Origin of the sequence: Sediminicoccus sp. BL-A-41-H5, from assembly GCF_050632405.1 — a bacterium.
In the GTDB taxonomy this organism is placed as follows: Bacteria; Pseudomonadota; Alphaproteobacteria; order Acetobacterales; family Acetobacteraceae; genus Roseococcus.
The window spans coordinates 2,195,945-2,218,098 of the sequence record NZ_CP192601.1 but is presented as its reverse complement, the minus strand read 5'-3'; the positions used below and the strand labels follow the sequence as shown (position 1 = coordinate 2,218,098).

The following is a 22,154-nucleotide window of genomic DNA, read 5'->3' as shown; positions in this document are numbered from 1 at the left end:
GCCCTGGCGCCTTTGACCTTGCTCCCGAATTCTGGGTCGCCCTGAGCTGGAGGGTTCCAGTTCAGGTTTGGTGCTGGGAGATGGAGGGCTTGCGATGAAGCAGTCGAAGTTCGCGGATGCGCAGATCGCGTTCGTGTTGCGTCGGGCGGAGGAGGGGACGGCGATCGTGGAAGTCTGCCGCAAGAAGTACGGCGGGCTGAAGGCTTCTGAGATGCTGCGACTGAAGCGGTTCGAGGAGGAGAAGGGCAAGCTGAGGAAGCTTATGGCAGACCTCTGCTTGGATCTGGCGATGCTGCAGGATGTTCTGGCAAGAAAGCTCTGAAGCCTACGCGGCGACGCCGGTTGGTGGATGACGTCCGAAGCGGGTGGAAGGTCTCGACAGGTCGGGCCTGCGCGGTGATCCGGATGGAGCCACCGCCGTACTATTGCCGGTGGCACTGATCGGTCGGATCAAGGAGATCGCCGCGACGCGCGTGCGGTACGGCTACCGCCGGATCCACGTACTGGTGCGGCGTGAGGGGTGGGCGGTGAACGCAAAGCGGATTTGCCGGCTGTACCGGGAGCTTGGCCTGCAGCTACGCAACAAGGTGCCGAAGCGGCGGGTCAAGGCGAAGCTTCGCGATGACCGGCGACCGCTGGAACGGGCCAATGAGACATGGGTGATGGACTTCGTGCACGACCAGTTGGCGACGGGGCGGAAGATCCGTGTGCTGACGATCGTGGACACCTTCACGCGCTAAGCGCCGGCGATGGAGCCGCGGTTCGGCTATCGGGCGGGAGACGTCGTCGACGTGGTCGAACGCGCCCGGCATGGGCATGCACGAGAACGGTTGGGGGCAGGGCCAACCGTGCCACCAATTCCATGGGCTGGACATTCAGCGCGAGACCGCTGGTGTCGTCGTGGCGACGGGGCGGGAGAAACGGGCAAAAGCTTCGGCGCGCGGACCGATGAACGCCACCTGGCCCTCCTTTAGGATCATGATCTTGTCGACATGATTCAGGATCGAGGGCTTGTGGGTGATGATGACAGCCGTGCGCTTCATCTCCCGCAGGTGCAGGAGTGCCTGGATGAGATGCCCTTCGCCCACCTCGTCCAGGTTGGAATTGGGCTCATCGAAGATGCAGAGCGCGGGCACGCGGTACAGCGCACGAGCAAGACCGACCCGCTGGCGCTGCCCTCCGCTGAGCCGGTTGCCGCTTTCGCCGATGGGTGTGTCATAGCCCTGCGGAAAGGAGAGGATGAGATCGTGAATTCCTGCCCGCTGCGCGGCCTCCACAACTGCCTGGGAGTCCACGACGCCCAGGCGCGCAATGTTCTCCGCCACGGTCCCGTCGAACAGATCCACGTCCTGCGGCAGGTAGCCGATATGGGGACCGAGGTCACTGCGCGACCACTGTGATAGCTCGGCGCCGTCAATCCTGACAGTACCGGCCTGCGTCTGCCAGACCCCGGTGATCACGCGTGCCAAGGTGCTCTTGCCCGAGCCGCTCGCGCCAAGGATGCCGAGCGCCTCCCCTGGTTGGAGATCAAATCCCACGCCCTTGAGCACGGGTGTCGTGCCTCCTGGCGGGGCAGCGACAATGCCTGCGAGGCTGAGTTGGCCCTTCGGAGCCGGAAGCGGCATGCGCTGCGGTTCCTCGCCCGCCTTGTCCAATAACGCGCTCAGCCGCCGCCAGGCGAGTTGCGAGGCGACGACCTGGCTCCAGCTGCCAATGAGCGCTTCAATCGGCGCGAGCGATTTGGCGCCGATGATCGAGGCCGCAATCATCAGGCCCGGCGAGATCTTGCCCTCGATGGCCAGCAAGGCGCCGGCCCCCAGCAAGAGCGACTGGAGGGCGATGCGTACGACCTTGGTCGCATTGCTCAGGATGCCGGCCCAGTCGCTGGCACCCGACTGCAGGCGCAGCGCCTCGTTGTGGCGCGTCATCCACCGCTGCTTGATGACCTCGAGCATTCCCATGGCGGTCATGGCATCGCCGTTGCGCAGGCTGGTCTCGGCGAAATTGGCGGCGGCCGAGCTGTAGCGGTTGGTCTCCGCAAGTCTGCGGCGGGAGGTCCACTCGCTTGCGACAGCGAGGCTCACGAGGATCACGCCGCCACTGAGCGCCAGCACACCCAGGAGCGGGTGCACCAGAAACAGCAGCAGCAGGAACACTGGCGACCAGGGCAGGTCGAAGAAGGCAAATAACCCAGGCCCCGCAACGAAATGGCGCAGCGTCGCCACGTCATTGAGCGGCTGCGTGCGCGCCCCGCCCTGGGAGCGCACATGGTCGCGAAACACGGCATCGAAGGTCACGGGACTCAACAAGCCATCAAGCCGCGCGCTGACCCTGACCAGGATTCGGGATCGCACCACCTCGAGCAGCCCCATCGCGGCGAAGGCTCCGAAGGCGATGCCCGTGAGGGCGGCCAGCGTCGCTTCGGAGCGGCTGTTCAAGACGCGGTCATACACCTGCATCATGTAAAGCGGCGGCACGAGCATGAGCAGGTTGATCGCCCCCGAGAACACGATGGCGAACAGCAGGGGCGGGCGGCAGCGCTTGAAGACGTCGCGCAGGAGGGGTGCGCCGCGGGCGGCACCAGGCGTGGAGGGGAGGGAGGCGGAAGTTGTCACAGGATGCCTCGGGAGAAATGAGTGCGTGCGCTGGCGTATCGGGCGCGACGGAAAGCAAAACGGGCCTGCATGGCGGCGCTAACGCTCGCGCATCGCGCGCCGAATGGCGTCGAGCAGCGGATCGAGCAGGTAGCGTCCGGCGGTGCGCTGGCCCGTGGCAATGCTGACCTCGGCCGGCATGCCCGCCACCAGGCGCCGCTCGGCAATCTTCTCGAGGCTCTGCTCGTCGGGGCGCAGACGCACCTTGAAGAAGGCCAGCCCGCTGCGCTCATCGATCAACCGGTCCGCCGAAACCTGGATGACGTGGCCGGTCAGCGTGGGGAGGGTGCGCTGCGGCAGGGCGGGAAAGCGGATCAGCGCCACCTGGCCCTCATGCACCACCTCGACGTCCTGCACCGCGATCTGCGCCTCGATCACCAGACTGTCCTCATGCGGGACGATCTGCATCAGCGTGCGCCCCGGCACGACCACGCCGCCCGGTGTGAAGACGGTGGAACCCACGACGACGCCGCTCGCCGGTGCGCGGATCTCAAGATGGCTGACAATGTCCTGGCTGGCGATCAGGCGCTCCTGCAACTCCCGCACCGTGTTCTGCGTATCTTGCAGGAGCTTCGCCACCTCCTCCTTGAAGCTGTATTCAAGCTGAAGAATCTGAAGCTCCGCCTCGCCGATCTGCTGCTGCGTGCGGGCTACGGTGGAGAGGTACTCGCCCTGCTCGCCCTGCAGTCGCGCGAGGTCGCGTGACAGCGCAAGCGCCCGCGTCCTCGGAGCATAACCCTGACGGAGGAGCGTATTCACACCGTTCAGCTCGTCCTGCAGGAAGTTGATCTGTCGAAGGCGAGCGCGCTCCTGCGCCGTGAAGCCCGTGATCTGCGAGCGAAGCTGCTGAATGCGCTGCCGAAGCACCGCCACCTGCCCGCGCAGGGAGGAGCGCCTGGCATGCAGGATGCCGGTCTGTCCGCGAATGAGATCCGCTATGGAGGCATCGGAGCGCGCGCGCTCGCGGATTTCCTCGTCCAGCTCCAGATCAGAGCTTTCCGTGAGTTCGGCCCGCAGGCGCGCCAGCAGGACCATGTGGGCGTCCAGCTGCCCGCGCACGATTTGCAGAGCCGCCACGGCGCGAACCGGATCGAGCGAGATCAGGACATCTCCCTCCGCAACTTCCGCACCGTCACGCACATGAATCTGGCGCACGATGCCGCCTTCAAGATGCGCCACATCGCGGCGGCTCGACTCGACGACGAGGACGCCGGCCCCCATGACGGCGCTGTTCAGCGGCGCGAAGGCGGCCCAGCCACCAAACCCGACCACCAGGATGGCAAGGGTCACGATCCCCACCAGGATGGGTCCCCGCGCATCTGTGGGCGCCATGGGGGGGAGGGGCGAGGCCGCTGCCCCCACCATCACGCCCGCTCGGGACTTAGCCACGGGGGATTGAACGCCCACCGCCATACTCATCGGATTTCCGTTCGCTTCACGCCAACACCTGATTGTGCCCGGCCCTCGTTGCCCGCATCCGGAGGCTCAGCGATCGGCCCACGCTGAACGCCGATCAAGCACCCCTAGGCGAAGCCCTGTGCACGAAGCGAATAAGATGAGGACTACGGAGGCGGCAACGGCCATGCGGCGAGATTTTATTTCATATTTGGCGAGTTTTACTTCGTCTCGCCGGCGAGGCAGGTGTTTGCTTGCGTGTACTGCCTGCAGCGGGCCGCTTTGCCGGGCGGGCGTTGGCCGGAACGGTGGGGCGGCATGAGGGTATCATTTCCCCGCATGCCGTCGAGTTCGCCCCGGCGTGCGGGGAAGCCAGTCGTGTCGTGCTCGACCGCCAGGCGACGACGTCGCAACTCGTCGGGGCGCACGGCGGCTCAACGTGATTTTCACCCCGCCCGCGTGACGGATCGTGCGGGCGTCCGGACGATCCTTGGCGCCATTCGCTTGTGCGGGGCCAGGCTGAAGCCCGTGTGTGGCGCGCGGGCTGCGACCTCACGAAACTGGTGAACAAGCCCGTCTTGCCTGGCGTGGTGGTTGGAATTGCTGGCCGCTCCGACAGGGCGGTGGGCATCGAGGCGATGGCCGGCGTCGCCAGTGGCGCGCTGCAGGGCGGTTCCATCGCGCTTCGGTGGCTCTCAAGGGGCCTCTGAACAGCCGAGGTGGCCCTCCCCGGGCTGCCATCAGGTGGCGTTGTCGAGGCGGCAAGAGGCTCGGCCTCACGCCAGGCAGGTGCCGCAAGCCTGATGTCGATCAGGGCGGAGCGCCTCGCGATCCCCGCATGGCCCGTGGACAGGCTTCACCGAGGCGTGTTCGTGCTGGCGTGGCGCGACGCTCCTCATCCTTCGCGATGGCGAAGGCTCGATCAGGACTGTGTTCGCGCGCGCAGAGACCGGATGGCGCCCGCCATTTGAGCCGGTCGAGCGGATTTCGGGCTTCACTGGCGCCCACCTGAGATCCGCCGCATCTCGCCAATAGCCTACCTTACGCCGATCTGAAGCAATATGGCGCGCCGATATCGTTCAAAATCTGACTTGATGGCCTTGAACCGCATTTAATATCGGCCAAACCTGATTGAAATGCAATTAAGCGATCAAACAAGCGCAAAGCTCGCATCAAAAGGCATATCGAATACATAACAGGACAAAATAATGCGATTTGCACGCCAATATTGAATTCCAAACTTCAATACTGTCGGCTACCTGTCAGCGATGATCGCGTTCTATATCGAGCGCGGAAGCCAAGAAGATTCGGAAAAGCAAAGCAATGCCGACACTCAGTCTCGCCGATATTCGGTTCCTTCTCGCCCGCTCCCGGGGCGAGTGGCTCCCTGAGGAGTTGAACGGGCTTGCGCCGCTTGGCCCGACGGGCATTCGCGATGTGCAGGGCGTCGGCAACAACACGCTGGATGCCGCTGCGCCGGGCTTCTGGTTCGGCGCTGCCGACACCCTGTTCACGCGCGATACCTTCAACCGGCTGGTTGAGCCTTCGACGAAGAACGACATCATCTCGGCGCCCTTCGCGAATTCCCCGCGCGGTGCGACCAGCGTCGTGACCATCGGCGACACGACCACCGTCGGTGGCAAAATCGCTGATGCGCTCAACCCGCGCAACATCAGCAACCTGATCGCGGACAGCAGCGCGCCGGTCGGCTTCCAGAGCCTCGACCCGGCTGACCCGAACTACGCCCTCAAGCTTGAACTGAGCCTGCAGGACAACCCGGTGGGGCGGATCTCGCCGGTCTCGGGCGCCATCAATCCGCTCGCCTACAGCAACTGGATGAGCCAGTTCGGGCAGTTCTTCGACCATGGCCTCGACTTCGTGTCGAAGGGCAAGGATGGCCGGGTCTCGATCGAACTCCTGCCGAGCGATGGCCTGTATACGGCTGGCCGGGCGACCACGATCGCCGCCTCGCGCAACAACACCACCAACGTCACCATCGGCGAGGGTTCGACCGACGCCTTGCTGAGCAAGCTGGGCATCCTGGCGGACCAGGGCAAGGCGAGCTGGGCGATCAAGTCGACACTGACCACGCCGGACGCTGGCGCTGTCGTCGATGGCCTCACCTACGCCTATGTCGGCACGCTCGTCCTGAACAACACCCTGATCGAGATCCAGGCCCTCGACGAGGCGGATCTGGTGGCCCAGATCAACGCCTTCACGCCGACGACGGGCGTGGTCGCATCGGCCGCGCCCTTCCCCGCGATCGGCAACCTGGTGCCGGCGGGCTCCTTCAACTTCATGCTGACGCCGGCGCGTGCGGAGAGCTTCAACCAGATCTCGCCGTTCATCGACCTCAGCCAGACCTACGGCTCCGATAAGAGCAAGACCTTCTTCCTGCGCGAATACCAGACGCTCAATGCCGGCCAGACGATCCACGACGTGACGACCGGCCGCCTGGTCAATGCGGGCGCCACCGTCAATGGTGAAGTTGCATCGGGCATTGCGAATTGGGCCCAGATCAAGGCGAACGCGGCCAAGGTCGGGATCACCCTGCATGACGCCGACATCACGGCCGTCCCCATGCTCGCGATCGACCAGTTCGGTCAGCTGATTCTCAGCGCCGATGGCCGGCCGCAGCTGGTGGCTCTGGACAAGGTCACGGGCGAGACCGTCTACGTCACCGACACCACGGTGGCCGAGGGCCTCGTGCTGATGACGACGCAGCATGCCTTCCTGAATGACATGGGAGTTCGGCTGCCTGCCCTCACGGATACGACGGTCTGGGCTGGGCGCGACCTGATCGGCCCCACCAAGGCCGCGCTGGAGGCGCATTACGTCGCGGGTGACGGGCGCCTCAACGAGAATATCGGCCTCACCGCCGTCCAGGAAATGTTCGCCAACGAACACAACCGCGTCCTGACCGATTTGAAGGCGGTGTACGGCTTCACGGGCGACCAGCCGGCCGGTGGCTGGGCCTGGACGGATCCCCTGACGGGCGTGGCCACCAAGGTCACCGCCGAGGAGCTGTTCCAGCAGGCGAAGCTGTTCAACGAGATGACCTACCAGCATCTCGTCTTCGATCAGTTCGTGCGGAAGCTGAGCCCGAACATCGCGGGTTTCGCCGGCGTGGACCCGCTGATCGACGCGCGCATCTCCTCTGAATTCGCCAATGCCGTGTACCGCCTGGGCCATTCGATGCTGCCCGAGACGGTCGGCATGCGGAAAGTCAGCGGTGCGGAAAACATCAGCACGGTCGCGAATTCCGACGTCGTCACCGTGACGATGACGAATCATGGCCTTGCGACGGGGGCCAGCATCACCCTGTCCAGCGTGGACAATAACATCGGGGGGCTCTCGGCAGGCCTGCTGAACGGGACCTTCACCAACATCACCAGGATCGATGCGAACCGGTTCAGCATCACCGTCAACGGGACAGCCACCGCTACCGCGACGGGCGTGACCACGGACAAGGTTCAGATCGACATCAACAAGGGGTTGATCGAGGCCTTCCTGAGCCCGACCTCCTACATCCCGGGCTCCAGCGCCGCCCTGATCACGGATGGCAGCACCGCCCAGGTCGGCAACCGGATCGACGAGAAGGTCACGGATGCCCTCCGTGACAATCTGCTCGGCCAGCCGCTGGATCTGGCCACGCTGAACATCGTGCGTGGCCGGGATGCGGGCCTGCCGACGCTGAATGAAATGCGCGCCTCGATCCAGACGGTGGCGCCGCTCGCGCTGCAGGCGACGCTGAACCCCTACACCAGCTGGACCGGCTTCCGGGACAACCTGAAGGGCAGCCCGCTCGACCAGGCGGCGACGGTCAAGAATTTCATGATGGCCTATGCCAGCGATGACATTCTGACGAAGTTCGCGAGCACCAAGACGCTCACCCAGTGGTACGCCCTCCGTGAGTCTGTCGATGCCGTCGACCAGGCCCTGTATATGGCCACGCTCAAGAACGCGACCGAGGCGGCCTATGCCGACACGGCCTGGATGAGCACCACCGGCAACCGCGACTTCAACCGCATCGACGCCTGGATGGGTGGCCTCGCCGAGCGGGAGGTCCTGGGCGGCATGCTCGGGTCCACCTTTGACGCGGTCTTCGCCATGCAGATGATGAAGCTGCAGAATGGCGACCACTTCTATTACCTGGGCCGCGTGCCGGCGACCGAGTTCTTCATCGAGAACATGGAAGGCGTGATGTTGGCCGACATTGTGATGCGCTCGACCGGCGCCACAAATGTCTATGCCGATATCTTCTCGGTGGCCGACAAGTATGTGCAGATGGCCGACGTCGCGGGGCAGCCCGGCTTCGCCAGCCTCGATGACCTGCAGGCCGCGGTCACCGAACAACAGGTCTTTGATGCCACTGGTGAGATCATCACGGCCTCGATCGGCCGCGCCGGTTACGTCAACGGGGTCTTCTATGGCAATCCCGGTGACTATGTGGATGCCCGCAATGTGCTGAACCCGAACGGCGTCGGCAATGCCAGCGAGCGGATCACCGGCACGGCTGGCAATGATACCGTCTTCGGCCTTGGCGGCAATGACGACATCCGCGGCGCGGGCGGGGCCGACTCGCTCGTTGGCGGCGCCGGCGTCGACTTCCTGTATGGCGATGGCGGCAACGATACGCTCGACGGCGGGATCGACAACGACTTCATGTATGGCGGCGCGGGTAACGACAGCATGCTGGGCGGCCTCGGCATCGATGTGATGTTCGGCAATGACGGCAATGACATCATGTTCGGCGGCGCCGAGGCCGATGTCATGCAGGGCGGCGCCGGCGACGATGTCATGTATGGCGGCGACGGCGTCGTCGACCTGAACGGTGTCCTCGATCCGGATGTGCCGCTCACCGCGGCCCTGCTGGATGATGGCCTGAATGGCGGCGCGGGTAACGACACCCTGTATGGTGGCGGCGGCTGGGATAATCTCGCAGGCGCCAGCGGCCATGACATGCTGGTTCCCGGCGCAGGTGGCCTGGTGATCGGTGGGCGCGAGGTGATGAATGGCGGCGAAGGCGATGATATCTACATCATCCAGGACAGCCTGGCCTTCGTTCACCATGACATCGCCGATAACGGCCTGACCCAGCTGCAACTGGTCAACAAGGGCGCTGGTTTCCGCGTGGGGAATGGCCTTGGCATCGACGAGGTCCGCTTCACCCAGACCGTCGCGGACTCCATCATCCTGGGCGGCACCAATGCGCTCGGCATCGTCTCGGCCTTCAGCGGCATCGAGCGTGTGGTGATCGGCACCGGGACGGCGAACGCGGCCGACCGCACCGGCACGGCGGCCATCAACATCGACGCCTCGCTGGCTGTTCCTGGCCTGAATGTCGGCCTGGAAATGCTCGGCAATGCCGGTGCCAACATCTTTGTCGGCACGGCCTTTAATGACACGCTCGATGGTGGCGCCGGTATCGACATCCTCGAGGGCGGCCTCGGCAACGACACATATATCATTGACGTGGCGACCGACACCGTGGTCGAGGGGCTGCTCGGGGCGGGCACGGACACCGTCATCGTGAACGGTGCCTTCAACTACACGCTCGCGGCCGATCTCGAGAACCTGACGCTGCGCAGCACGGCCCTTGAAGGGACCGGCAACGCCCAAAGCAACATCATTCTCGGCAATGCCAGCAACAACATTCTGCTCGGCCTTGGCGGCAATGACTCGATCGATGGTGGAGCCGGTGCCGATCGCATCAATGGCGGCGCTGGCGTCGATAGACTGACGGGCGGTGCCGGCAACGACACCTTCGTATTCGGAAGCGTCGCGGAGATCGGCAACAACGCCGCGTTCCGGGAAACCATCACCGACTTCGCCGCCGGGGATGTCCTCGACTTCACCGCGATCGACGCCAATACCGGGGTCGCGGGCACGCAGGGCTTTACGCTGGTGCAGGGCGCTGCGCTGGCGCAGACCGCGGCCGGGGCTGGTCAGCTCCGCTACGCCAATGGTGTGCTGCAGGGCTTCGTCAACGCCGACACGATTGCGGATTTCAGCATCAACCTGACGGGAGCGCCGACCCTGACCGGCAGCAGTTTCATTCAGAGAATGTCAGTTGCAGGGCCGGTGGCGCCAGTGGCCGAAGGCAGCACCGGTGTGTCGCAGCATGTGTTCACCGTTTCGGTTCCGACTGCGGTGGGGACCAACACCACCGTCAACTGGGCCGTGACCGGCAGTGGGGCCAATGCGGCCAACGCGGCCGACTTCCAGGGTGGGGTGTTGCCCACGGGGACGCTGACGATCCAGGCTGGCCAGAGCAGCGGCACCATTACCATCTCGGTGGTGGGTGACACGACCGTCGAGGCCAACGAGACCTTCACGCTCACCCTGTCCAACCCCTCGACCGGGATTGTGCTCGGAACCGCGACGGCGACTTCGACCATCCTGAATGATGATGTCGCTGGCTTGCTCCTGAACGGAACGGCCGCCGCCAACGCGCTGAGCGGTGGGGCAGGCAATGATACCATCAACGGCCTGGCCGGGAACGACTTGTTGTCCGGGCTTGGCGGTGCCGATCAGCTGTTCGGTGGCGATGGCAATGACAATCTGGATGGCGGCGCCGGCAATGATACGCTGGACGGCGGGGCCGGGGTCGACTTCCTGACCGGCGGCGCCGATGCCGACGTCTTCGCCTTTGGCGCTGCGATCGCGGAGATCGGCCTCGCGGCTGGTTCGCGTGACACCATCACCGACTTCGTGTCCGGCATCGGACAGGATCGACCTGAGCTTGATCGATGCCGACGCGAATGTTGCGGGGAACCAGGCGTTCACCTTTGTGAACGGTGCTTTCACCGGGCTCGGTCAGGTTCGCTTCGTGAACCAGAACGGCGTGCGGACGCTGGAAGGCAACACGACCGGAAACAACAATGCCGATTTCGCGATCTTGATCGGCAATGTGGCCACGGTCCTGGGCACCGACATCATCCTGTGACCCCCGTGAGGTCGGCCGGACGTTCCGGCCGACCTCAACGAATGGCAACGGCGGCGCGCACGCCGCCGTTGCGACTGCCCCGCCATGAATTCGGTAAACGGTTCTTCGCGATGTGACTGGCTTAACGTCCGGCCTTTGCTCCGGATGTGTTGACGTAGGCTGTGGGGGCCGCCCGGCGGCAGCTACCATCCCCCCCTATCCGCGTGGCTCTGGTCTCGCCTGAGTCCGCCGCGCCCTGGCGTGTCACGCCGATGTGGCGAATCAAGCACCAATGAGACTGCCCGCTATAGGGAAACACGCCCTGCGGCACTCCTTCCCGGCATCCGTCCGGTCTGACGGCAGGGACGATCGGCCGATGGTCTGACCGCGGCGAGTTCCGCCTGCTGCTTCTCCCGTCACCCGCGTGCCGCCGCACCAATTCTGGTTGGCCCGGGCCAGCCGTGACTCAAGCGCATGAGCGTCTTCGGCTTGGTGCGTATGGCGTCGCTCCCGGTGCAACCCCGCACCGGCTGACGCGCCGTCCGGGCACATGGGGACACTTGATCGCGTTCGCATCCCAGCGGCGCTGCGCCTCGAACGGCTTCGGGATCTTTGGCATGAATGGCAAGCCGCTGCGCGTTGCATCTTCCATGCACATCCAAGACCGCGAGATGATGGCCTGGGTCACTGGGTCATGCGCGACGATGAACAGCGCCGGTTGGGTGCCCCCCGGGCATCCCACCAGGCGCAGTGGCCAACTGACAATGCTTCGCCCGCCACCGCCGGTGACTGCATCGCGCCCCTGGAGCCGATAAAACCCGTTGCCACCGTTGCGCCAGCCAGGGGCCCCAACAGCGATGCCGTGGGCGAGGCCAAAGGGTGGGCCTGGATGTTTGGTCCTGGCATTTCGTGGTGCGGATTTGCGATGAACCTGTGCGCTTCGGTGGCCCAGCACCGACAGCTGGCTTCGTCGGGTGTGAGGCCCTTCAAGGTCTTCAGCCGCCTGGCGAAGTTATAGGCGTCGAGGAACAGCGCGAGGTGGCCGCGAAGCTCGTCGTGGCTGCTGCAGTGGTAGCGCCGGACGGTGGCGTCCTTGAGGGTCCGGTTCATCCGCTCGACCTGCCCATTTGTCCAGGGATGGTGGGGCTTGGTCAGCCGGTGCTCGATGCGGTGCTCGGCGCAGGCCAGTTCGAAGCCGTGCGCGCGGAAGATCTCACCCCGATCCATTGCCTCGCGGATGAGCGACGCGGCGGAGGCCTCGTTGCCGGGGGTGGTGAATTGCTGGCCGTTGTCCGCGAGCACGGTGTGGATCCGGTAGCGGACCGCGGCGAGAAGTGGTCGGAGTAAGTCGGAAGCGACGCGGACGGTGGCGCGCTCGTGCTACTGGGCGACGACGAACTTCGAGGTGCGGTCGATGGCGACGAAGAGATGGAGCTTGTCCTGTTCTGTCCGGACCTCGGCGATGTCGATGTGGAAGAAGCCGATCGGGTAGGCCTTGAAGCGTTTGCGGACGGGCTTGTCGCCGCCGGTCTCGGGCAGGCGCGAGATGCCGTGGCGCTGGAGGCAGTGGCTCAGAGACAGCGGTGCAGCGCTGAGCGCGTCAGTTGCGGGATGGTGGGCTGGTGGGCGTAGAGGCAGTCATCCAGCGGCAGCAGGGTGTGTCGGCGGAACGCGACGATGACAGCTTCCTGCTCGGCCGAGAGGGTTGTGGGGCGTGGCTCGGCGGGGCCGGTGCGCCGGTCAGCTACGTGCTGCCTGGCGCGCCACTTGGCGACGGTCTTGGGGTTCACGCCGTGGCGCCGAGCCAGTTGCCTCAGGCTCGCTTGACTATGCTGGATCGCGACGGACAGCCTCTGTCGTGCGGGCGCAGCCGTGAAGAACCTGGCCCATAGCGCATCCCTCCATGCCGGCGAGCAGACTGCATCATCAAAGCCTGGGACCAAACACCTAGGCCGCGGAAAGTCGCATGAAGACCAGAGGCGATATTTGAATACGAAAAAACATGAAACGACAAAAAAATAGCCGAAACAGACGATATGTCCGATAGATCGACAAGTGTCTACGGCCCATTCCTGTATGTGTCGCGCGGTCACGCCTAATCCTGTGCTCCTGGGATTCTGGAAGAGCGGTGGGTCTGATGCTTGCCAAATTGGTTACCATATTGCGTCCGCGCGATGAAATGACATTAATTATTTGCGGTTTTCTGTCTCTCGGGTGCATCGTGGCCGCTGCTGGCGGTGCTGTGGCCAATGAGCTTGGCGGGAACACATCGTGGCAATTTCGTACGCCAGCCGATCGCCAAGTGTCGCTTGGCACCGTGGATTTGATCAATCGGTACCGTGGCAATTATTTCCAGCAGTGGAATAACAGCTATACCTACAACACGTACAACTCGACCTCCTCAGTGGTGAATGGGGATCAGACCAATTGCAGCTTGAACTCAAGCGCGATCGGTAATTCCGGAAGCACGTCAGGTTACGCCTCGACTTCCTCGCCGAGCATTCTCAGCAACCCCTCCACTGGTGCGACGGCGGCAGGCAACCAGACGAGCGGCTCAAGTGCCGGTGGCCTCGGGACCATGACCGCTCCGCTGAATTCGGTTCAGGACAGTTATGGCAGCCCGGTCGGGGCCGCCGTGACGGGTACCGTATCGAGCGCCGGTGTCGGCCAGCTCAACTCAGGCAGTTCATCGAGTTCGCAAATCCTGAACTCCACCCAGAACGCGACGAGCAGCCCCTCGGTGTCGAATGTCTCCGGCAGCTCAGCCTGTGCCGGTGTTGGCGTGCGCCGCTCCAGCAGCAGGTCGCGGTGAAGACCTTAGCAATCCGATGATTCGCCAAAATGCGCGACTTGCCCGTGGCGCGGCCTTGTTCGCGCTCGGTCTTTCCCTGGCCGGTTGTGCCAGCCAGTCGCTGCGCATGCAGGGGCCTGAATCGGCCCCCATCGTTCGTGGCCCTGCCATTACCGACAACAGTACCCTGCTAGAGCCGATGTACGCCTGTTACCGCGACGCCTTGCGCGGGGCGCGCCGATTCCCGGGGGCTGATCCCGGGCCGATGTCCATCTCGGTGGGCGAAGTGCGCGACTACACCGGGAAGTCGAGCATCAATGAAGGCGCTGCCCTGACCCAGGGGGGCACCCTTATGGTCATGTCCGCGCTGGGCCGGTTGGCCCCTGCGGTTCGGATTCATGAACGCTTCGACCCTCGCGTAGGCGAGCTTGAGCTGATCTATGCCGATCGCCGTCAGTTGGGGGACGGGCGGGCCTATGGCGTCCCCGGTCCCGCAGGGCAGATGCAGCGCGTGCCGTGGCTGCCCTATGCGGGCGGCACCATCATGCGGTCGCGCTACTTCATCGTGGGCGGCATCACCGAGCTGAACTGGAATGTGCAGTCCGGCGGTGTCGAGGGCCTCGTCAACGGAGTGGGGCCCGCGGCGCGCGTCTTCACGGCCAGCATCGCGGCTGATCTGCGCATCGTCGATACCAGCAGCCTGGTCGTGCTGCGCACCGTTTCCCTGCAGAAGCAGGTGACAGGCCATGAAGTCGGGATCAACATCTTTCGCTTCTTCGGCAGCCGCTTGTTCGACATCAGCGCTGGCCTGCGCAACCAAGAGCCGATCCAGCTCGCGGTCCGCGCGACGCTGGAGATCGGCGTGCTCGAGCTCCTCGCCTCGGTCAGCGGCGTGTCCTTCCAGCCTTGCGCCGCTTCCGCCGTGGCGGCTGGCATCCTGAGCAGTGGCTACGATGTGGAGACGGTCCGGACGCACGAACCCTCGCCCCAACCGCCGTTTCGGCCGCAGCCCCTGCCGCTGGAAGTGCCCATGAGTGCGCCCCCGCCCAGCCCTCCGGCCGCTGCGCCCAGTGTTCCGCGCGTCGTCAACCGAGGCCGGGGCAATGGCCCCAGCCCCGCCCCGGGCGCGCGCCCGGATGCGGCGATGCGCCCGGCCATCCCTGGCTTCCTCCAGGGGCCGCAATTGCTGCCGCCTCCGGGGTCGCTCAGCCTGCAGCCGGGCGGCATTCGCCCGCCCACGGTCGCCCCCGCTGATGTCTTTCCCGACCCCCAGCGGCGATCCTGCGGCGGGGCTGCGGGACAGGGCGGGCCCGATTGCCCGCCGCCCACGCCACTTGGCGATGGGCCAGCCTCCAACACGAGCGACCCGCCGCCGCCTCCGCGGCCTGTCCGGACGCTCGGTGAAAACGCGGCTCCGCCGGGCGCTTCGCCCAGCGGGACCGCCAGCCTCGCCCCCTTGGGCGAGGCGCCCAATCCGCCCGGAAGCGCGTCACGTTTCAGACAGATGTTTGCGAACCTACCGATGCTCCCGGGATCAGCTTCCCCCCGATGAATGACTTGAGCCTGTCACCCACCACCAACCCATCCATGCGATCAAGGACTATCCGCCCCATGAGCTACAAGCATACGCTCCTCGCCGGGACCTCGATCCTGGCCCTGGTACTCGGCAGCACGGCGCCTGCTGGCGCCCAGAGCTTCGTCTTCGGCAACAGCAGCGCGACTGTCACCGCGACGATCGGTTCCGCCGCGACCGGCACCTCGGCGGGCCTTTCCTCGCAGGTCAACAACGACATCAGCTTGAGCAGCTCGCTGGACTCCAACCAGATCATCACGGGCACCGGTTCGACCACCGTTGGCGGCTCCTCGGCCATGTCGAGCAATGTGATGAGCGCGACGGCGATCGCGAATCAGTTGTCGAACAACACGGGCAACACCTATGTGATCGACCCGAGCTACACGCCCCCGGGCGGGGTCGCCACGCTCGGCACCTCGCAGCTGAACTACAACTCGAACGCGACCACCAACACGGCACGTCTGGGCAATCTCGGCGCGACGGGCAATGCCATCGCCTTCACCGCCAATGATGCCTATGGCGCGCCTGTCGCCCTGAACAGCAACAGCTTCGCGGCACGCGTGAACGGCAACCTTGCGCTCTCCAACCTCTCTGGCGCGGTTCCCCTTGGCGGCTTCTCGACCGGCACCGCCAGCGTCGTGGCATCCGGCGTCAGTGCGGCTCTGGCGCCTGTCGGCACGGATATCATCGTCACTGCACCGGTTTCGCTCTCGAATGTGCAGCAGAACATCGCGGATGCGGGTACGGCCACTCTCCTTGAGGCATCGACTGCCAACACGGCTGTCAGCGCTCTCTTCGCGGGGGCAGCGGGCTTCAACGGGGGGGCGGTGGCGGTGTCCTCCAATGCCGTGACCGCGGCCGCGGCTGGCAACAGCGCAACCGTGGGCCTTGACCTCTCCTCCGCGATCAACCCCGCACTGGGTGGCGGCGTTTCCGTGTTCAGTGCGCAGGGCAACAACGCGGCTTCGGCCAGCACGCTGACCGTCGAGGCGACGAACACCAATACGACGCTGCGCGTGATGGGTCAGGATAGCGCCGGGACGCTGACGCAGATCAGCGGCTCCACCGCCACCCTGGCCGGCAATACGGTCAGCAGCCGTGCGTCGCTGAACGACATCACCTCGCAGACGCTGAACACTTCGGCCACGCTGGCTGCCGGCGGCTCTGCGGGCGGCACGCTCGCTTCGCAGCTGTTCAGCCCGAGCAGCACGTTGCTCACTCCCGGTACCAGCGCTACGACGACAACGATCAACGTCGCCGCCGACTACCTCAATGTTGCCGCCCAGAACAACATCGGTGACACCGCAGGTTCGGTGATCGGCACGGCCACGGTGACCAATTCCGTCATCGGGTTCTTCGGGGGCGTCGCCAATGGCGCGGTGACGGTTCAGGGCAATGCCATCTCGGGCACGGTCCAGGGCAATGTCGCCGCCGTCTCCACGGTGATGCCGCTGGTCTCCGGTGCGGCCAGCAGCGTGACCGGCCTGATGCAGAGCAATGTCAATGCGGCGCTGACCTCCACGGTGGAAGGCGCGCAGATCCGTATCAGCGACAGCTCCGCCCTGTTGTTTGGCAGCAGCGGCACCAGCACGCAGAACCTGGATGTCAGTTCGGCGACCGGCTCTTTTGTAGCGACGGCCGCGGGCAGTGGTTCGACCTTCACCAGCGCCACGCTGAACATCGGCTCCGCGGATACGGCGGCGCTGGGCAACAGCATCCGTGCCACCGCCTTCGGCAACAGCGGCTCGGCCTCGGCCAATCTCGGGCAGACGACCGCGATCGGCAACATCCAGGTCACCGCGTTCGGCTCGACGGGCTCTTCCGCCAGCGCGCCCACCGGTACGCAAATCGAGTCGACGGCGCCCACCTCCGTCATCGTGGCCCAGCAAAATCTGAACGTCGCCGCGACCGCGCAGGTGACGCATTCGGCGGCCAGTGCCGCCAACGGGCTGTTCCAGATCGATGCCTACCAAGGCCTGACGGATGGCGCCGCGACGATTGGCAACAACGCGCTGCGTTCGACGGCGGTAGGCAATTTCGGCGAGGCTTCGGCCACGATCGCCGGCGCCAGCAGCAACACCCTCGCCGGCGGCGTCGCCGTCGGCACCTTCCAGGGGAATGCCGGCAGCTCTGTGAGTGCCTTCCTCGGTGCCAATGTCACCACCACCGTGTCGGGCTCGACCTCTACGACAAGCCTGTCCGGCCCTGTGGCCAGCATTGGCATCGCGGATGGTCTCGCCACATCGGGCTTGGTCAATTCGACGGCGCAGGTGGTGAACAACAGCTTCGCCGCCATCGCCGTGGGCAACTCCGCCATCGGCGCGCTGACCATCCCGGCGGGGACCGTCCTGGGAGGCACGGTTGACACGCTCACGCCGCAATACACCAACACTTCCGGTGCAACGGGCACGTTGACCGGCAGCTATGTCGTTGGCAATGCGCAGGTGAATACGGGCACGTCGGTTGTGGCGACCACCCTCGACGCCACGACCTACACCACGGCGATGGCCTCTACCTCTTCGATCCCGAGCTTCCCCTTGGCCGATGTGGCCTTGACCATGGCCACATCCGGCAACCTCTCCAGCCGCATGAATGTGGGCGCGACGAACTTCACCAACGCCAGCGGCCTGGTGACCGGCAACACCGTCTCCACCACGGGCGTCGCCAATGAGTACAGCGCATCGGTCTCCGGCCCGGTGACAGCGGCCGGTTCCGGCTCCGGCACCACGGCGTCCTATACGGCGCTTTCGCTGGGCAATACCCAGAGCAACACGGCCAATTCGACGGTGACCTCGGCCAATATCGGCAATGCCTTCGTCGTCTCCACCGCCGCCAACGCCACGGCCGCCACGGACGGCGTTTCCACCAATGCGGGTGGCATCAGTGTGAACAGCGTGCTCAGCGTGGCGGGCAATACCGCCTCTGCTGTTGCAACAGGCAACTCCTCACGCCTTGGCGTCACGGGGATTGCGACCTCCGGCTCCGGCACTGATACCTTCGCCGCGACCCTGACCGCAACGGCTGGCGCAACCCAGGCCAGCACGGCCCCGGTTGCGATCAGCAATAACCAGACCAACAGCTACGTTTCCACCGCGACCGATACCCCGGCCATTCTCGCAAGCTCCGTCATGCAGAATTTCGGGGTGAACTTCGGTAATATTTCGACGACCACAGGCAGCACGCTGCAGGTCAACACCAACGCCATGACGGCGACCGCGACGGCGAACACCGCCGATCTCACCGCCACCCTGGCGACCGGGCCGAGCTATCTGGGCGGCATTGGCCTGAACAACATGCAGGGCAATGTCGGCGCGGTGAACACCGTGACCAGTGGGTCCACCACCACGACTTCGAACACCTCCGTTCAGGCGGTTGCCGGCTTCGGCTTCTTCAATGTCGGAACCGGCGTGAGTTCGAGCAGCGGGACGAGCTCCACGATCAGCTATGTCAGCAGCAGCACGGTCTCCGTCTCTGGCAACCGCATGGTTGCCACCGCGACCCAGAACGCGGCCACGCTTTCGGTCACGGCGGCGGCCAGCACCTTGGTGCAGGGGCCGGGGCTGAGCGGCACGTCGCAGGCATCTGCCGGCGCAGCCGGAGCGGCGTCGGCTGACGCCGCCGCCGGTATCGCGGCCGTCAATGTCCAGACCATCGATACGATGGATAGCCGGGCGCTTGCGCGTTTTGGCTTCTTCACGGCCACGGCGGATGCCATCAACTCGACCGTGGCTGTGAACTCGAACGTGGTTGGCTCGATCGCGCGCGGCAATACGGCCGAGACGACGCTCAGCGTGCCGCGGAATGACGGAACGATCGAGGCGTTCAATGCGCAATCCGTATCGGCCGGCAATATCGTTGCGCAATCCTCTGACGTCTTCATGACTGCTTCGACCAATGGCCCGGCCGCGACGACGGTCAATACGCCGGTCTCGGTCAGTTCCAATCTGATCTCGGCGGCCAGCACGGTGAACAACTACGCCGCCACCATGTCCGGCCTTGGCCAGTCTGGTGCGCTTACGCCCACGCAGGCTGATGGCTCCGTCACCACTGCCGTCACGCGTAACGCAGGAACACTGACGCTGGGCAGTTCCCAGATGATCTCCGGCGGAAGGAATGAGGCTGCCGCCGGATCCGTTGACCTGGGGATCTACCTCGCCAATTCGGCGACGACCTCCAGCCCGCTCTCGGTGAATTCGAACACGGTCTCCGCGACGGCGAATGGCAACGTCTCGGCCCAGAGCATCCTGGCGAGTGGTGCCGGTGCGGGTGACAGCCAGGGCGGCATGGGCAACTACTCGGCCCAGGGCTTCGGTCTCTCCACTTCCACCGCGACCAACACCGCGGTTCTTGCCACGGTCAGCACCGTGAATATCGCGGCGCAGGTCACTTGGCAGACGAGCGACTCCACCGCGACCGGTACCATGACCGGCTCGCCCGTCTCGGTGAGCAGCAACTCCGTGTCGGCCACGGCCACGGCCAATACGGCGACGCTCTCCACCGCGTTCAACGGCTCGGTTCGCTCGGCGGGCACCGGTTCGGCCAGCACGGCCTCCAGCGCGAGCGGGAACGTGACGGCTGACTATGCGCTGGCCAGTGTCCAGTCGATGACGGGGAGCGGGGCTTTCGGCAGCTCGCCTACGACAACGCGCGCTGTTGCGGATGTCAGCAGCGTGTCTATTGGCGCGACCCTTGCCAACTCGTCGACCACCGCGAGCCCGCTGAACATCAGCAGCAACAACGTCACGGCCACGGCCAATGGCAATGTCTCGGCGCTGTCGATGATCGGCAATGTCGCGGGCGCCGCTGTCCCCGGCGGTAGCGCCATCCTTGGCAAGCAGGAGATGGACACCAGCCTGGTCTCAGCCACGAACACCGGCACCCTCGTCCGCGGTGTCATGGATGGCAGCGTTACGACAGCCGCCTACATGCTCACCAACTCGCCGGTCACGATCGGCGGCAACATGGTGGGCGCTTCGGCCACGGGCAACAGTGCCAGCCTGAACTCGGGCTTTGCATCCTCGGTGCGCTACAACGGGACCAGCACGGGCAGCGCGTCTTCGACGGCTATGGCCGGTGCTTCCACCGCCAATGGCGACTACGTGCTGCTCAACACGCAGCGCGCCAGCAACTCCACGGTGGCCGCTTCCACCATGGGCGCGACGATCAGCTACGCGGGTGCCGCGACCAACGGGCCCGTCAATGTGCAGGGCAATACCGTCTTCGCCACGGCCTTCGGGAACTCGGCGACGATGGCGCTCTCCGGCGCGCAGGCGGGTGGCTCGATGCAGTCGACCAATTACCAGCAGACCAACGGCACCACGGTGTCCGCGTCGATCTCGGGCACGACGATCGGGGCCAATATGGCCAGCGCCGCTTCGAGCAATGCCCCGGTTAACGTGAACGGCAACGTCCTCCGTGCGGTTGCGGTCGGAAACTCGGCGACCAACGCGATCGGTCGCTGATCCGGTACGGCTGAACGGCGGTGGCCCGGATGGGCCACCGCCAATCCTCCTTCTTTACGGCCTGCTTCTCCAGGCCTTGCCTCGCTGTCTCATTGTCACCGGAGACCTTGATCATGCTTCGTCCCCATCGTTCGGCCAAGCTTCTTGCTCTCGCCCTCTTGCTGGCAAATTCCGTCGGCATTGCTTCCGCGGCTGACCGCGCTGGCGAATATTCGGTTCGCGGTGCCGGTGCGCAGCGTTGCGAGGCGTATGTGCTCGCGGTCAATGAGAACAGGCCCGAACTCGGCGCCTATATCGGCTATATCGACGGCCATCTGACCGCAACGAGCCGACTGACAACGGGCGTCTTCGACGTCAGCCCATTCATTCTGCCTGGCCCCTTCGCGGCGATCGTGGCCAATATCTGCCGCCAGGCGCCAAGCCAGTTGTTTGAAGTCGCTGTGCGCGGGGGCATCGAGGCGCTGGTGCGCGTGCGTGTCGCCGCGGCATCGCCGATCGTCGAGATGACCGTCGACGACAACCGCATGAGCTTGCGCGTGGAAACGCTGCGCGCGGTGCAGGCGCGGTTGCGCGCCCTCAATCTGTTGCGCGAGCAGCCGGATGGACGTTTCGGCGCCTCCACGCAGGAGGCGCTGCGGCGCTATCAGACGGCCAATCGCCTGCCTGTCACGGGTCTGCCTGACCCCGACACGATCATCGCCCTTCTCGTGAGGCAGTAATGCTTCGCGCCAAGGTGCTGGCTTACGCAGCATTGATGTCGATTCTTTCGATGATGCCGGTCTCCGCCGCGGATGTTGCCCTGGGGGATCAGGCCTGGTCGCTCGGCTGTCCGGCCAGCGGCCTGGCGTCGGTGGCCCAGGTCGAAGGCCGGCCGGACGCGACCTTCAGCCGGGTCTATCGCGGTACGGCCAGTGCGGATGGCACCATCTGCCTGGTCGAGATGAACGGCCGCGCGGTGCGGATGGTTCGCCAGGTCATGCGGGAGGGCAGCAGCCTGGCGGACGTCATGCAGGACCGGTTGATCGGCATGTTTCCAGCGCGACCGGGCAGGGAGATCAGTGTGACTGCGTTCCTGCAGGTGGATGGTGTGTCTCCGCCTGTGCAGCAGCAGTTCATGAACAGCTACCGGTATGCCGGACAGCAGTTGCTCATGGTGGGCGGCCGCCAGCGGCGAGTGGCGCTGCTTGTTCACCGGGAGGAGGGCCGCACGAACAGTTATGCGGCGGAATCGCACTACTACTTCGATGTGGATTCGCATGAGTTGCTCCGCTTTGACTATCGCCCGGAGCGTGGCGCGCGGCGCCCGATTTTCAGTTGGCATGTGATGGGGTTGCGGCAATGATGGATTCAG

Annotated in this window: 9 protein-coding genes and 2 pseudogenes; 8 read left to right on the top strand and 3 right to left on the bottom strand. The window is 65.1% G+C overall.

Annotated features, from left to right (window positions below; all coding sequences use genetic code 11):
* Nucleotides 1-94 precede the first annotated feature (94 nt).
* A pseudogene (locus tag ACQ860_RS11050) lies at nt 95-803 on the top strand (IS3 family transposase); the annotation flags it as partial.
* Between the two features lie 72 nt (nt 804-875).
* Here the strand turns inward: ACQ860_RS11050 and ACQ860_RS11045 are convergent.
* Together ACQ860_RS11045 and ACQ860_RS11040 are read right to left on the bottom strand one after the other, a co-directional pair.
* Entirely contained in the window at nt 876-2,615 is a 1,740-nt protein-coding gene (locus ACQ860_RS11045; RefSeq protein ID WP_431303424.1) for a type I secretion system permease/ATPase, read from the bottom strand.
* A 78-nt stretch (nt 2,616-2,693) separates the two neighbouring features.
* A complete protein-coding gene (locus ACQ860_RS11040; RefSeq protein ID WP_431303423.1) occupies nt 2,694-3,986 on the bottom strand; it encodes an HlyD family type I secretion periplasmic adaptor subunit in 1,293 nt (430 codons plus the stop codon).
* Between the two features lie 626 nt (nt 3,987-4,612).
* Between ACQ860_RS11040 and ACQ860_RS11035 the strand changes: the two genes are divergently transcribed.
* Both ACQ860_RS11035 and ACQ860_RS11030 read left to right on the top strand, forming a co-directional pair.
* On the top strand, nt 4,613-4,759 hold the full coding sequence (locus ACQ860_RS11035; RefSeq protein ID WP_431303422.1) for a hypothetical protein: 147 nt from the start codon (nt 4,613-4,615) through the stop codon (nt 4,757-4,759).
* Between the two features lie 613 nt (nt 4,760-5,372).
* Complete coding sequence (locus ACQ860_RS11030) at nt 5,373-11,114, top strand: peroxidase family protein (RefSeq protein ID WP_431303421.1); 5,742 nt, start codon at nt 5,373-5,375, stop codon at nt 11,112-11,114.
* Nucleotides 11,115-11,868: 754 nt separating this feature from the next.
* On the opposite strand, the pseudogene ACQ860_RS11025 reads toward ACQ860_RS11030, so the two are convergent.
* Nucleotides 11,869-12,867 (bottom strand): annotated as a pseudogene (locus ACQ860_RS11025) (IS481 family transposase); the annotation flags it as partial.
* Between the two features lie 247 nt (nt 12,868-13,114).
* Here ACQ860_RS11025 and ACQ860_RS11020 point away from each other — a divergent pair.
* The 5 genes from ACQ860_RS11020 (at nt 13,115) to ACQ860_RS11000 (ending at nt 22,145) form a co-directional block, all read left to right on the top strand.
* Nucleotides 13,115-13,789, top strand: a complete 675-nt coding sequence (locus ACQ860_RS11020; protein WP_431303420.1) for a hypothetical protein — start codon at nt 13,115-13,117, stop codon at nt 13,787-13,789.
* A 16-nt stretch (nt 13,790-13,805) separates the two neighbouring features.
* A complete protein-coding gene (locus ACQ860_RS11015) occupies nt 13,806-15,320 on the top strand; it encodes a CsgG/HfaB family protein (RefSeq protein ID WP_431303419.1) in 1,515 nt (504 codons plus the stop codon).
* A 59-nt stretch (nt 15,321-15,379) separates the two neighbouring features.
* Nucleotides 15,380-20,803 (top strand): beta strand repeat-containing protein, encoded by a 5,424-nt coding sequence (locus tag ACQ860_RS11010; RefSeq protein WP_431303418.1) that lies wholly within the window; start codon nt 15,380-15,382, stop codon nt 20,801-20,803.
* 113 nt (nt 20,804-20,916) lie between these two features.
* Entirely contained in the window at nt 20,917-21,522 is a 606-nt protein-coding gene (locus ACQ860_RS11005; protein WP_431303417.1) for a peptidoglycan-binding domain-containing protein, read from the top strand.
* Entirely contained in the window at nt 21,522-22,145 is a 624-nt protein-coding gene (locus ACQ860_RS11000; protein WP_431303416.1) for a hypothetical protein, read from the top strand. Before ACQ860_RS11005 ends, ACQ860_RS11000 begins: the two co-directional genes overlap by 1 nt.
* The last annotated feature ends 9 nt before the right edge of the window (nt 22,146-22,154 follow it).